This window comes from Brenneria sp. g21c3, from assembly GCF_040240345.1.
Classification (GTDB): domain Bacteria; phylum Pseudomonadota; class Gammaproteobacteria; order Enterobacterales; family Enterobacteriaceae; genus Brenneria.
Genome location: NZ_JBEIAB010000001.1, coordinates 331,733 through 345,079 on the forward strand (window position 1 = coordinate 331,733; position 13,347 = coordinate 345,079).

At 55.2% G+C, this 13,347-nt stretch carries 10 protein-coding genes; 7 read left to right on the forward strand and 3 right to left on the reverse strand.

The genetic code is table 11. From position 1 onward, the window contains the following. Positions 1 to 34: 34 nt before the first annotated feature. On the reverse strand, positions 35 to 2,677 hold the full coding sequence (gene gyrA, locus ABRZ28_RS01520; RefSeq protein WP_319603494.1) for a DNA topoisomerase (ATP-hydrolyzing) subunit A: 2,643 nt from the start codon (positions 2,675 to 2,677) through the stop codon (positions 35 to 37). Positions 2,678 to 2,865: 188 nt separating this feature from the next. Between gyrA and ABRZ28_RS01525 the strand changes: the two genes are divergently transcribed. The 5 genes from ABRZ28_RS01525 to yfaE all read left to right on the forward strand — a co-directional run bounded on the left by ABRZ28_RS01525 (position 2,866) and on the right by yfaE (position 10,266). Continuing rightward, positions 2,866 to 4,992: a DKNYY domain-containing protein gene (locus ABRZ28_RS01525; RefSeq protein ID WP_330519332.1), complete on the forward strand. Its 2,127-nt coding sequence runs from the start codon at positions 2,866 to 2,868 to the stop codon at positions 4,990 to 4,992. An 83-nt stretch (positions 4,993 to 5,075) separates the two neighbouring features. After that, positions 5,076 to 5,795 carry a bifunctional 2-polyprenyl-6-hydroxyphenol methylase/3-demethylubiquinol 3-O-methyltransferase UbiG gene (gene ubiG, locus ABRZ28_RS01530; protein WP_330519333.1) on the forward strand — a complete coding sequence of 240 codons (720 nt, stop codon included), beginning with the start codon at positions 5,076 to 5,078 and terminating at the stop codon, positions 5,793 to 5,795. Between the two features lie 495 nt (positions 5,796 to 6,290). Beyond that, positions 6,291 to 8,576 (forward strand): class 1a ribonucleoside-diphosphate reductase subunit alpha, encoded by a 2,286-nt coding sequence (gene nrdA / locus ABRZ28_RS01535; protein WP_330519334.1) that lies wholly within the window; start codon positions 6,291 to 6,293, stop codon positions 8,574 to 8,576. Between the two features lie 294 nt (positions 8,577 to 8,870). Beyond that, a complete protein-coding gene (nrdB, locus tag ABRZ28_RS01540; protein ID WP_319603498.1) occupies positions 8,871 to 10,001 on the forward strand; it encodes a class Ia ribonucleoside-diphosphate reductase subunit beta in 1,131 nt (376 codons plus the stop codon). A 4-nt stretch (positions 10,002 to 10,005) separates the two neighbouring features. Beyond that, positions 10,006 to 10,266, forward strand: coding sequence for a class I ribonucleotide reductase maintenance protein YfaE (yfaE, locus tag ABRZ28_RS01545; protein WP_319603499.1), 261 nt, complete (start codon positions 10,006 to 10,008; stop codon positions 10,264 to 10,266). Positions 10,267 to 10,293: 27 nt separating this feature from the next. Here yfaE and ABRZ28_RS01550 read toward each other — a convergent pair whose 3' ends face one another. Further along, positions 10,294 to 10,476 (reverse strand): hypothetical protein, encoded by a 183-nt coding sequence (locus ABRZ28_RS01550; protein ID WP_319603500.1) that lies wholly within the window; start codon positions 10,474 to 10,476, stop codon positions 10,294 to 10,296. A gap of 132 nt (positions 10,477 to 10,608) precedes the next feature. Between ABRZ28_RS01550 and ABRZ28_RS01555 the strand changes: the two genes are divergently transcribed. Both ABRZ28_RS01555 and ABRZ28_RS01560 read left to right on the forward strand, forming a co-directional pair. Then, positions 10,609 to 11,523, forward strand: coding sequence for an SPFH domain-containing protein (locus ABRZ28_RS01555; protein ID WP_330519335.1), 915 nt, complete (start codon positions 10,609 to 10,611; stop codon positions 11,521 to 11,523). Continuing rightward, positions 11,523 to 11,990, forward strand: a complete 468-nt coding sequence (locus ABRZ28_RS01560; protein ID WP_319603502.1) for an NfeD family protein — start codon at positions 11,523 to 11,525, stop codon at positions 11,988 to 11,990. The genes ABRZ28_RS01555 and ABRZ28_RS01560 overlap by 1 nt, the downstream gene beginning before the upstream one ends. Before the next feature lie 162 nt (positions 11,991 to 12,152). On the opposite strand, the gene ABRZ28_RS01565 is transcribed toward ABRZ28_RS01560, so the two are convergent. Next, a complete protein-coding gene (locus ABRZ28_RS01565) occupies positions 12,153 to 13,334 on the reverse strand; it encodes an acetyl-CoA C-acetyltransferase (RefSeq protein ID WP_319603503.1) in 1,182 nt (393 codons plus the stop codon). Positions 13,335 to 13,347 lie beyond the last annotated feature (13 nt).

Here is a 13,347-nt window from a genome sequence, read left to right on the forward strand (position 1 = left end):
GCTGGCCTGACCTTTACAATAAGCGCGGCGGTGCTTATTCGTCGTCTTCCACAATGTCGTCGTCGGCATCAATGTCGTCGTCGGCAGCCTCTTCGTCTTCGACGATTTCGCCGTCAACGCTGGCGACGCCATCCAACTCTTCATCTTCCACCGGTTCGGCAACGCGTTGCAGCCCCACCACGTGTTCGTCTTCCGCGGTACGGATCAGCGTCACGCCCTGGGTATTACGCCCAACAATGCTGACCTCGGAAACACGGGTGCGCACCAGCGTTCCCGCATCGGTGATCATCATGATCTGATCGGCGGTATCCACCTGAACGGCGCCGACTACCTTGCCGTTACGCTCGCTCACCTTGATGGAGATAACCCCCTTGGTGGCGCGCGATTTGGTCGGATACTCAGCGACGGCGGTACGTTTACCGAAACCATTCTGCGTAACGGTCAGGATATCCCCTTCGCCGCGAGGAATGATCAGGGAAACGACGCGATCGTCGCCTTGCAGATTGATGCCGCGCACCCCGGTTGCCGTACGGCCCATGGAACGCACCGCGCTTTCACTGAAGCGCACCACTTTCCCTTCCGCCGAGAACAGCATCACTTCATCGCTGCCGTCGGTCAGATCCACGCCGATCAGCTCATCGCCGTCATTCAAATTAACGGCAATGATACCGGCGCTGCGCGGACGGCTGAACTCGGTCAGCGCGGTTTTCTTCACCGTACCGCTGGCGGTGGCCATAAAGACGTGGCGCCCTTCTTCGTACTCGCGTACCGGCAGGATCGCCGTAATACGTTCGTCCGGCTCCAGCGGCAACAGGTTGACTATCGGACGACCGCGCGCGCCGCGGCTGGCTTCCGGCAACTGATAAACCTTCATCCAGTACAGACGGCCCCGGCTGGAGAAGCACAGGATGGTATCGTGCGTATTGGCCACCAGCAGGCGATCGATAAAGTCTTCTTCTTTGATACGCGCCGCCGACTTGCCGCGGCCGCCGCGGCGCTGCGCTTCATAATCGCTCAGCGGCTGATATTTAACGTAACCCTGGTGCGACAAGGTCACGACCACATCTTCCTGATTAATCAGATCTTCGATGTTGATATCGGCGGTATTGGCGGTAATTTCCGTGCGGCGCTCATCGCTGTATTGCTCTTTGATGGCTTCCAGCTCTTCGCGGATCACTTCCATCAAACGCTCAGGACTTTGCAGGATATAAAGCAGTTCGGCAATTTGCTCCAACAGGGCTTTATATTCATCCAGCAGCTTTTCATGCTCCAGGCCGGTCAGTTTCTGCAAGCGCAGATCCAGTATCGCCTGAGCCTGTTGCTCGGTCAGATAATAACGACCGTCGCGAATCCCGAATTCCGGCTCCAGCCATTCAGGCCGCGCGGCGTCATCACCCGCGCGTTCCAGCATCGCGGAAACCGTACCCAGTTCCCATGATTGGGCGATCAATCCGGCTTTCGCTTCCGCCGGAGACGGCGCGCGACGAATCAATTCGATGATCGGATCGATATTCGCCAGCGCGATCGCCAGACCTTCCAGGATATGCGCGCGATCGCGGGCTTTGCGCAATTCAAAAATCGTCCGGCGGGTCACTACTTCACGGCGATGGCGAACAAACGCCGCCAGAATATCCTTCAGCGGCATGATCTTGGGTTGGCCCTGATGCAGCGCCACCATGTTGATGCCGAAAGAGGTTTGCAGTTGCGTTTGCGAGTAAAGGTTATTCAGCACCACTTCGCCCACCGCGTCGCGCTTGATCTCGATAACGATACGCATACCGTCTTTGTCGGATTCGTCGCGCAGCGCGCTGATGCCTTCGATACGTTTGTCTTTCACCAGTTCGGCGATTTTTTCAATCAGGCGCGCTTTATTCACCTGATAGGGAATTTCATGCACGATGATGGTTTCACGCCCGGATTTGGCGTCGGCTTCCACTTCAGCGCGCGCGCGGATGTAAATCTTGCCGCGACCGGTACGATAAGCCTCTTCAATGCCGCGCCGACCATTGATGATGGCGGCGGTCGGGAAGTCCGGCCCTTTAATGTGCTCCATCAAGCCTTCAAGGCTGATGTTTTCGTCGTCGATATAGGCCAGACAGCCGTTCACCACTTCCGTGAGGTTGTGCGGCGGAATGTTGGTCGCCATCCCGACCGCGATGCCGGAAGACCCGTTAACCAACAGGTTGGGTATACGGGTTGGCATGACATCTGGAATTTGCTCTGTGCCGTCATAGTTCGGCACGAAATCAACGGTGTCTTTTTCCAGGTCGGCTAACAACTCGTGGGCGATTCTCGCCATGCGTATTTCGGTATAACGCATTGCCGCCGCCGAGTCGCCGTCAATCGAACCGAAGTTGCCCTGTCCGTCGACCAGCATATAACGCAGCGAAAATGGCTGCGCCATACGTACGATAGTTTCATACACGGCGGAATCACCGTGCGGGTGATATTTACCGATGACATCCCCGACCACGCGGGCTGATTTTTTATAAGGTTTGTTCCAGTCGTTGCCCAATACGCTCATCGCGTATAATACGCGCCGGTGTACCGGTTTTAGTCCATCACGAACATCTGGTAACGCACGCCCGACAATAACGGACATGGCATAGTCCAGATACGAGCTTTTAAGCTCTTCTTCAATGTTGACCGGTGTGATTTCTCTGGCAAGGTCGCTCATGGAGCCGCTATCCCTCTATTTATGCATCTACCCGAGTTCAAAAGGTGAAAAAGTATATCACAAAGCGCGGATTCGGGGAAAACTATGGCGCTCGGGGAATGTGTAGGCCCACATCAATCCCTGTGGCATTCTTTGAATCCGCATGAGTAAAATCATCGACTCACCCAATAGCAACAAAAGGAATCGGCGTGAACAGCGAGTGGATAATACAACCTGTAGTCTGGCATGGACCTTATGCTTTCATCGGCGGTCAATTTCTGGCGGAAACCAGCAATGCCCGAGCGCGTTTACAACGCCGTATGGACGGCGATATCAATCCCCATGAAAATATAGAACAGCGTGCGGCCAAACTGTTGCGCTCGCGACACCCGGCCTCTCCGTGCCGTGCCGGTGAGCCGTTGTACCGTCACCGCGATTTTCCCTGGCTGCTGCGCGCTACGGAATGCGACTATTACCTGCCGGACAACCTGTATTCGGATAATGAACCCTGGTTTACCGAAGCGCTGCCGCTGCCATTCCGCCTCGGCGAACGCCTCTGCTGGTTATTCACGCCGACGCAAGCCGATACCCTCTACTATCTTCGCGATGCGGCGAACGTCTATTGCGTTTACCACATTTCAGACGTTCACAATCACTTGCTGACGACGCAACCTGGAAAAACGCTGCCCTATTTTGAACGGCTGGACGCAGTGACGCCCGGCAAACTGGCGCCGCTGCCGCTGCTTAACGTTAGCCCATTGCCGCAATTTTCACCGTATACGTACCTTACTCACGGTGATGACGTCTACGCTTCCGGCTCTCGCCTTCCCTACCCGGCCGGCGCGCTGCGGCAAACCAATCACAACGGTTATTTATGGGTGAACGGACAGATTTGCGATGCAAAGCTGCAACCGCTGCGCGATAAAAACGGCGAGCCGTTGGCGATTAAACATCCGGAAAACTTCCGCATGCTTGCACCGCGCTGGGGAACCGATGGCGAGGATCTTATCGTGCAGGGGCAAATGGGGAGTAAGGTGGTCAAAATCTACCACTATCTGATCAAAAACGGCGATCTTGCCACGTTCCAGCGCCTGAATCAGCGCTATGCCAAAGACGCCAAACGCGCGTATTACATTACCGGCAAAACAATCCGTTACCACGGCGATTTTCGGCTGCTCAAGGTTTACCCCCGCGGTCATATATTCAGCGATACTCGTCTCCCTCAGGTAAACAGCGACTATTTCGCCGTTGACGATCGCTATGCCTACTGCTGCGGACAGCGCATTAAAAACGCCGACGGCGCGACCTTCCGCCATATCTGCGACAACTATTATCGCGACGACCATACGGTGTTTTATCAAAATAAACCGCTGGACGTTGACGCGGACAGCTTTATCGCCGTTCCGTGGAACGATCAACTGTTCACCTGCGACGACAATCGGGCGCTGGGAAGTACCGGCAGTATGGGCCAGCAGGAGAAAGAACGGTGGGGCGAGTTTTTCGCCGCCCATCCTGAATACCGGCCGCGCTGGTGGCGGCGGCTTAATCATGTGGAAGATGAGGCGCCGGCGTCGCTCAGGGAGATAGGTCAGGGCTTTCAGGCCGGACGCTGGCTCTATTTTCACCAACAGCGGCTGGATGATATGGACGTGGAGAGCTTCCGGCTGCTGACGCCGTACCTGTGCGGCGATCGGTTTGGTTTATACCTTATTCCTTTCCATAATCCGGAAAAAAACGTGCCGGAGCGTTTTTCCGCGCAGCCCGTAGAACGCTTCCGCCTGCTCGATTATTCGCAAACCTATTTCACCGATGGCGCGACGGTATGGTGTCACACCATTTTTTATCATTTACCGCAAGCGATAAAAAAAGCCGATTTGGCTTCATTCAAAAGCTACGATTACGGCTGGGCGCGCGACAAGACGCACGTTTATTATCACGGCAGCATAAAAAAGGATCTGTCCGCGGCGCAAACGCATTTCCACGGTATTTATGCCTATGACCAACGGCATCTGTTCTGCCACGGAAAACGGGTCAAGATCGATTTTACCCCCGAAGAACTACACTTCCCCCATCCGTTTTTTGTGATGATCGGCCAAAAAAAGTTGCTATGCGAACGTTATACCGTCAGCGCCCGGCGCATCCACTTGCCCACCCTGACGTTTCTCAACCACTATTTCGCCCGCGACCGGAATCATATCTATTATTTTGACGACATCAGAACGCTGCACCCTTTGCAGCAGGCGGATTACGCGTCATTCACCGTCCTGGACGGCACGCGAGCGCAGGATTGCCATCGTCGCTATGAATGGTGGTCGTTAATCTCAAGACATCACTGAAGTCGACATGAGTACAGGCTGTAAGATGGACGGTATGGTATATACTCGCCCCAATAAATGATAACCAAAGGCAGTGATTGCATATGAATGCAGAAAATCAAACCGCGAACGTCGACCAGCAGGAAATCGCCAAATTTGAGGCGATCGCGTCGCGCTGGTGGGATCTGGAAGGCGAATTCAAACCCCTGCACCGCATCAACCCGCTGCGACTGGGGTATATCGCGCAGCATGCCGAAGGTTTGTTTGGCAAAAAAGTGCTGGATGTGGGTTGCGGCGGCGGTATTCTGGCCGAAAGCATGGCGAAAGAAGGCGCCGAGGTTACCGGCCTGGATATGGGCGCGGAGCCGTTGCAGGTGGCCCGATTGCACGCACTGGAAAGCGGCATAACGGTGAACTACGTGCAGGAAACCGTGGAAGCCCACGCGCAGGCGCATGCGGGCGAATACGACGTGGTGACCTGCATGGAGATGCTGGAGCACGTTCCCGATCCGCAATCCGTGGTTCAGGCCTGCGCGCAACTGGTCAAACCGGGCGGCGACGTCTTTTTCTCCACCATTAATCGCAATGCTAAAGCCTGGGCGATGGCGGTGATCGGCGCCGAATATATTCTGAAGCTGGTGCCGCGCGGCACGCATGATATAAAAAAATTCATCCGTCCGGCGGAATTGATTGGCTGGATCGATGCCACGCCGCTGCGCGAACAACATATCATCGGGCTGCACTACAACCCGCTGACGGACCACTTCAAACTCGGCCCGAACGTGGATGTTAATTACACGCTGCACACCCGGCGCGAGGCGTAACCGCCGCCCGCGTCTCTTCGCGGCTCCCGCGCATACCCGCGCCGACGGGTATGCCGAGCCGTCCGGCCCGCAATGTAGCGCCATAAGCTATTTTATTAAAATATCGTTAAAAGCTGGCGACTTGATAAGCAATCCATTCCGAGCCAGGATGCCGCATTGGCGATTGGATCAAAGCAGCGGTTTTCAGCGCGAACAAGAAAGCGGCAACCGATCAAATATTTATTTTTTTATCCCCATGCATTGACAACACCACAGGCCGCGAGTGAACCGGCGTTTAGCGAATCAATAACATTTCCTACCCAAGTTATCCACAATCTACCCCGGTTTTGCTCACTTGCAATAAGCCGTTTTTCTCATTATCTTGTTATCAAATCAAAATCACCCCCTATATATTGTGTTTGCCGCCAACAAAAAGGCGCCGTCGCGCCTGGCTTTTTCTGTTGTACTCGGCAATCATTACAGGGTTAAAAAAACGGATAATAGGTGTTACTTCCCATGAACCAGAGCCTGCTAGTAACCAAGCGCGATGGCAGTAAAGAAAAAATCAATCTGGATAAAATCCACCGAGTCATTACCTGGGCCGCTGAAGGATTGCACAACGTCTCCGTATCTCAGGTCGAACTGCGCTCCCACATTCAGTTTTATGACGGCATCCGCACCGCGGATATCCATGAAACCATTATCAAAGCCGCGGCCGATCTGATTTCCCGTGAAAGCCCGGATTATCAGTATCTGGCGGCGCGTCTCGCCATCTTCCACCTACGCAAAAAGGCTTACGGTCAGTTTGAGCCGCCCGCGCTGCTCGATCACGTGAAAAAGATGGTCGAACTGGGCAAATACGACGAGCACCTGTTGGAAGACTATAGCGCGGAAGAGTTCGCCGAGATGGACGGCTTCGTCGATCACTGGCGCGATATGAACTTCTCTTATGCCGCGGTCAAGCAGTTGGAAGGGAAATACCTGGTTCAGAACCGCGTGACCGGCGAAATCTACGAGAGCGCCCAGTTCCTGTATATTCTGGTCGCCGCGTGTCTGTTCTCCGGCTATCCGCGTGAAACCCGACTGGATTACGTGAAGCGTTTCTACGACGCCATCTCGACATTCAAAATTTCACTGCCGACGCCGATTATGTCCGGCGTGCGCACCCCTACCCGTCAGTTCAGCTCTTGCGTGCTGATCGAATGCGGCGACAGCCTGGATTCCATCAACGCCACCTCCAGCGCCATTGTGAAATACGTTTCTCAACGTGCGGGCATCGGCATCAATGCCGGCCGCATTCGCGCGCTGGGCAGCCCGATCCGCGGCGGCGAGGCTTTCCATACCGGTTGTATCCCGTTCTATAAACACTTCCAGACGGCGGTGAAATCCTGTTCCCAGGGCGGCGTGCGCGGCGGCGCGGCCACCTTGTTCTACCCGCTATGGCATCTGGAAGTGGAAAGTCTGCTGGTGCTGAAAAACAACCGCGGCGTGGAAGGCAACCGCGTTCGTCACCTCGATTACGGCGTGCAGCTCAACAAGCTGATGTATCAACGTCTGGTGAAAGGCGGCGATATTACGCTGTTCAGCCCGTCGGACGTTCCGGGGCTTTATGACGCCTTCTTTGCCGATCAGGACGAATTCGAACGTCTCTACGTACAATATGAACAGGACGACAGCATCCGTAAGCAGCGCATTAAAGCGGTTGAGCTGTTCTCGCTGATGATGCAGGAACGCGCCTCGACCGGCCGCATCTACATTCAGAACGTAGACCACTGCAATACCCATAGCCCGTTTGACGCCGAGGTCGCTCCGGTGCGTCAGTCCAACCTGTGCCTGGAAATCGCCCTGCCGACCAAGCCGCTGGAAGATGTGAACGACGAAAACGGCGAGATCGCGCTTTGTACGCTGTCCGCCTTTAACCTCGGCGCCATCGACAGCCTTGACGATCTGGAAGAGCTGGCGACGCTGGCGGTTCGCGCGCTGGACGCGCTGCTGGATTATCAGGACTACCCGATCCCGGCCGCCCAACGCGGCGCCATGGGCCGTCGTACGCTGGGCATCGGCGTGATTAACTTCGCCTACTATCTGGCGAAAAACGGCGTGCGCTACTCCGACGGCAGCGCCAATAACCTGACGCATAAAACGTTCGAAGCCATTCAATATTATCTGTTGAAAGCCTCTAACGTGCTGGCGCGCGAACAAGGCGCCTGCCCGTGGTTCAACGAAACCACCTATTCTCAGGGCGTCTTGCCGATTGATACCTATAAACGCGATCTGGATGCGATTTGCAACGAACCGCTGCATTACGACTGGGAAACGCTGCGCAACGACATTAAGGAATACGGTTTGCGCAACTCGACGCTGTCCGCGCTGATGCCGTCTGAAACCTCTTCGCAGATCTCCAACGCCACCAACGGTATTGAACCGCCGCGCGGTCACATCAGCGTTAAGGCGTCCAAAGATGGTATTCTGCGTCAGGTGGTGCCTGAATATGAAACGCTGAAAGACGCTTACGAACTGCTGTGGGAAATGCCCGGCAACGACGGCTACCTGCAACTGGTCGGCCTGATGCAGAAATTTGTCGATCAGGCCATTTCGTCCAACACCAACTACGATCCGTCGCGTTTCGCATCGGGAAAAGTGCCGATGAAACAGTTGCTGAAAGATCTGCTGACGGCGTATAAGTTCGGCGTCAAAACGCTTTACTATCAAAACACCCGCGACGGCGCTGAAGACGCGCAGGATGACCTGTCGGCCGAGCCGCAGGACGACGGTTGCGAAGGCGGAGCCTGTAAGATTTAAGCCTTGACGCAGGCTGCCGACACCCCACCCCAACCCTCCCCTTCGCAGGGGAGGGAGTTGGCGCCTCCCCCTGACAAGGGGAAGGCCGGGAGAGGGTGACTCAGACGACCTCAGGCTGCTATGCAGCTTCTGCGTTTTTTATCGCGGGCAATCCCTGCAACCACCTTTGTGGGCCGCCGCAAGCGGCGTTAAAAAATGCTCCCGGCATTTTTTTATGGCGGGCTATCCTGCCCGCCCCTACGGCCGCCGCAAGCGGCGTTAAAAAATGCTCCCGGCATTTTTTTGGAGAGAACAATGGCCTATACCACTTTTTCACAGAATAAAAACGACCAGCTACTGGAACCCATGTTTTTTGGTCAGTCGGTTAACGTTGCCCGTTACGATCAGCAGAAATACGAAATTTTCGAAAAGCTGATTGAAAAACAGCTCTCTTTCTTCTGGCGTCCGGAAGAGGTCGACGTTTCCCGCGATCGTATCGATTATCAGGCGCTGCCTGAGCATGAAAAACATATTTTCATCAGCAACCTGAAATACCAGACCCTGCTGGACTCCATTCAGGGCCGCAGCCCGAACGTGGCGCTGCTGCCGCTGATTTCCATTCCGGAACTGGAAACCTGGGTGGAAACCTGGGCGTTTTCCGAAACCATTCACTCGCGCTCCTATACGCACATCATCCGCAACATCGTTAACGATCCGTCACTGGTATTCGACGACATCGTCACCAATGAAGAGATCCTCAAACGCGCCAAGGATATCTCCGGCTACTACGACACGCTAATTGAAATGACCGGCTACTATCATCTGCTGGGCGAAGGCACGCATCAGGTGGATGGCAAAACCGTCACCGTCAATTTGTATGAACTGAAAAAGCGCCTGTACCTGTGCCTGATGAGCGTGAACGCGCTGGAAGCGATCCGTTTCTACGTCAGCTTCGCCTGCTCGTTCGCTTTTGCCGAGCGTGAACTGATGGAAGGCAACGCCAAAATCATCAAGCTGATCGCCCGCGATGAAGCGCTGCACCTGACCGGCACCCAGCATATGCTGAACCTGATGCGTTCCGGCCATGACGATCCGGATATGGCGCAGATTGCCGCAGAATGTCAGCAGGAATGCTACGACCTGTTCGTCCTGGCCGCGCAGCAGGAAAAAGAGTGGGCCGAATATCTGTTCCGCGATGGCTCCATGATCGGTCTGAACAAAGATATTTTGTGTCAGTACATTGAATATATTACCAATATTCGTATGCAGGCCGTGGGACTGTCGCTGCCGTTCGAAACGCGCACCAACCCGATCCCGTGGATTAACGCCTGGCTGGTTTCCGATAACGTGCAGGTCGCGCCGCAGGAAGTGGAAGTCAGCTCTTATCTGGTGGGGCAGATTGATTCCGAAATCAATGCCGATGACCTCAGCGACTTCCAACTGTAATCCTATGACGGCATCAACCATCACGCTGCGCGCTTCCGGCGCGCAGCTGACCTGTGCGGAGACAGGACATTCCTTGCTGGATGTGCTGGAGTCCCATCAGGTCAGCGTCGAGTACCAGTGCCGTTCCGGCTACTGCGGCTCCTGCCGACTGCGCCTGCTGAAAGGCAAAGTCGCCTACCGCCAGACGCCGCTGGCCTGCATTCAGCAAGGGGAGATCCTGCCCTGCTGCTGCATGCCCGTTAACGATATTGAATTGGATATGTAAGCCCGGTAGTGAACGACGCTTCAGCGTTTACCAGGGCTTTTTGGCTAATTTCCAAAATAAAATAAACACGACCACTATTCCCACACCGGTAATATAGTGCCAGTGGTCAGGGAAAAAACTAACGGAAAAAATGGCGATCGCGATTATCGCCATCATGGGAATAAGCTCGAAAACCAAATCAATCAGCGCATATTTTAAACGTTTTTTCATCTTTCACTTACCTGATTACGTATCCCGCCCCAGACCGCCCCTCGCCGCTATCATAAAACCGCATTGCCTCCCCTTTTTATCCTTGAGTACGTTACACTAACGGCAGATAAAACAACCAGGAGGTTTTAGATAATGTTTAGCGTCATTCCCGTTTTGATTATTGTCGCACTGATCATCGTCTGGTCAGGTATTAAAATCGTCCCGCAGGGCTATCAATGGACCGTCGAACGCTTCGGTCGCTATACCAAAACATTAATGCCGGGGCTGAATCTGGTGGTGCCGTTTATGGATCGCGTCGGCCGCAAAATCAATATGATGGAACAGGTGCTGGATATCCCGTCACAGGAGGTCATTTCACGCGACAACGCCAATGTGGCGATCGACGCGGTCTGTTTTATCCAGGTTATCGATCCGGCGCGCGCCGCTTATGAGGTCAGCAATCTGGAGCAGGCGATCGTCAACCTGACCATGACCAACTTCCGTACCGTGCTGGGTTCGATGGAGCTGGACGAAATGCTCTCCCAGCGCGATAGCATTAACAGCCGTCTGCTGCATATCGTCGATGAGGCCACCAACCCCTGGGGCGTTAAAATCACCCGAATCGAAATCCGCGATGTGCGCCCGCCGGCCGAGCTGATTGCGGCGATGAATGCGCAGATGAAGGCGGAACGTAACAAACGCGCCGATATTCTTGAGGCCGAAGGGGTTCGCCAGGCCGCCATTCTGCGCGCCGAGGGGGAGAAACAGTCGCAGATCCTGAAAGCGGAAGGCCAGCGCCAGTCCGCCTTTTTAGAAGCGGAAGCGCGTGAACGTGCGGCGGAAGCCGAAGCGCAGGCGACCAAAATGGTCTCCGAGGCGATCGCCGCGGGCAATATTCAGGCCATCAACTATTTCGTGGCGCAGAAATATACCGACGCGCTGCAACAGATCGGTTCATCCAACAACAGCAAAGTCATCATGATGCCGCTGGAAGCCAGCAACCTGATGGGGGCTATCGGCGGTATTACCGAACTGATTAAAGATAGCCAGGATAAACGGAGTCGATAATGGATATTGAACTGGTGATGGAAAATGCGCACTGGTTCTGGCTGTCGCTCGGCGGTCTGCTGCTGGCGGCCGAGTTGCTGGGCGCCAGCGGCTATCTGTTATGGAGCGGGATATCCGCGGTATTGGTCGGGCTGCTGGTCTGGCTGATGCCGCTGGCGTGGCCGTGGCAAGGCATGGCTTTTGCGGTTCTGACCATCATCACCGCCGTGCTCTGGTGGTACTGGCTGCGTAAGCGCACGCTTGCCCGTCCGGCCTCCACGCTCAATCAGCGCGGACAACAGCTGATTGGCCGGCGCGCCACGCTTGTCGAACCCATAGTGGATGGTTTTGGCCGCATCAAAATCGGCGACGGCACCTGGCGGGTAAAATCAGAGCAGGATCTGGCAGCCGGAACGCATATTGAAGTGATCGCCATTGATGGCATTACGCTGCATGTGCGCCCGGTCACGCCGCAATCCCTGAGTTGACGCCATACTCCATCGGATTCTGGCGTGAAAATACCACGCCAGAACCTTAAATACCCTTCCTTAAACGGGTATCGTCTACACCGCTGATGATAGCCGAACGTCAAGATACTCAGGCAAACAGCATGATGAGGCTAAACCTCTCGTCCCCGAGTATCTCAATCCTTAAACCCGTTCAACGATCATTGCCGTTCCCTGACCGCCGCCGATACACAGCGTCGCCAGACCCAGCGCTTTATCCCTGGCCTCCATCGCGTGCAACAGCGTCACCAGAATACGCGCGCCGCTGGCGCCAATCGGATGTCCCAGCGCAATCGCGCCGCCATTCACATTGACCTTTTCCTCAGCAAACCCCAGCTCTTTCCCTACAGCCAGAAACTGTGCGGCAAAGGCTTCATTCGCTTCAATCAGATCGATATCCGACAGGCTTAATCCCGTGTTTTTCAGTACATTCAACGTTGCAGGCACCGGCCCCATGCCCATGACATCCGGCCCGACGCCGCCGCTGGCATAGCCACGGATACGCGCCAGAGGTTTCAGCCCCAGCTCGCGGGCGCGCGCTTCGGACATCACGATCAGCGCCGCCGCGCCATCGTTGATGCCGGAGGCGTTGCCCGCCGTCACCGAACCCTGTTTATCAAATGCCGGGCGCAACGCAGCCAGTTTTTCCAGCGTGGTTTCAGGCCGCGGATGCTCATCGGTATCGAAAATCACCTCGCCCTTTCGGCCTTTAATCACCACAGGGATAATTTCCTTCGCAAAAGCGCCTTGCTCTATCGCCGCCGCCGCTTTTTGCTGGGAAGCCAACGCGGCGTTATCCTGTTGTTCCCGGGTAATCTGGTACGCTTTCGCCACATTTTCCGCCGTAATACCCATGTGGTAACCATTAATGGCGCAAAGCAGACCGTCTTGCAGAATAACATCCTGAAGATTGCCATGACCGAGGCGGTATCCCCAGCGGGCTTTGCTATCAAGCAGATACGGCGCCTGACTCATATTTTCCATACCGCCGGCCAGCACGACATGGGCATCGCCTGAACGGATAGCCTGCGCCGCCAGCGCCACGCTTTTCAGGCCGGAACCACAGACTTTATTCACGGTGAATGAACTGATTTCTTGCGTAATACCGCCTTTCAACGCCGCCTGGCGCGCCGGATTCTGTCCCAGCCCCGCCTGTAAAACATTTCCCATGATAACTTCATCAATCACGCCGGCCTCGATGCCGGCCCGGCGGATGGCTTCACGGATCACGTACGCGCCCAGATCGGTGGCCGACACGGTTGCCAGACCGCCATTAAAACTGCCTACCGCGGTACGGGTAGCACTGACGATAACGGGATTATTCATTATTTGTATTCCT

Bases quoted from the DNA above. Each gene is read 5' to 3' on its own strand.
- gyrA (WP_319603494.1), bottom strand. From the start codon at position 2,677: ATGAGCGACCTTGCCAGAGAAATCACACCGGTCAACATTGAAGAAGAG.
- ubiG (WP_330519333.1), top strand. From the start codon at position 5,076: ATGAATGCAGAAAATCAAACCGCGAACGTCGACCAGCAGGAAATCGCC.
- nrdA (WP_330519334.1), top strand. From the start codon at position 6,291: ATGAACCAGAGCCTGCTAGTAACCAAGCGCGATGGCAGTAAAGAAAAA.
- nrdB (WP_319603498.1), top strand. From the start codon at position 8,871: ATGGCCTATACCACTTTTTCACAGAATAAAAACGACCAGCTACTGGAA.
- yfaE (WP_319603499.1), top strand. From the start codon at position 10,006: ATGACGGCATCAACCATCACGCTGCGCGCTTCCGGCGCGCAGCTGACC.
- ABRZ28_RS01550 (WP_319603500.1), bottom strand. From the start codon at position 10,476: ATGAAAAAACGTTTAAAATATGCGCTGATTGATTTGGTTTTCGAGCTT.
- ABRZ28_RS01555 (WP_330519335.1), top strand. From the start codon at position 10,609: ATGTTTAGCGTCATTCCCGTTTTGATTATTGTCGCACTGATCATCGTC.
- ABRZ28_RS01560 (WP_319603502.1), top strand. From the start codon at position 11,523: ATGGATATTGAACTGGTGATGGAAAATGCGCACTGGTTCTGGCTGTCG.
- ABRZ28_RS01565 (WP_319603503.1), bottom strand. From the start codon at position 13,334: ATGAATAATCCCGTTATCGTCAGTGCTACCCGTACCGCGGTAGGCAGT.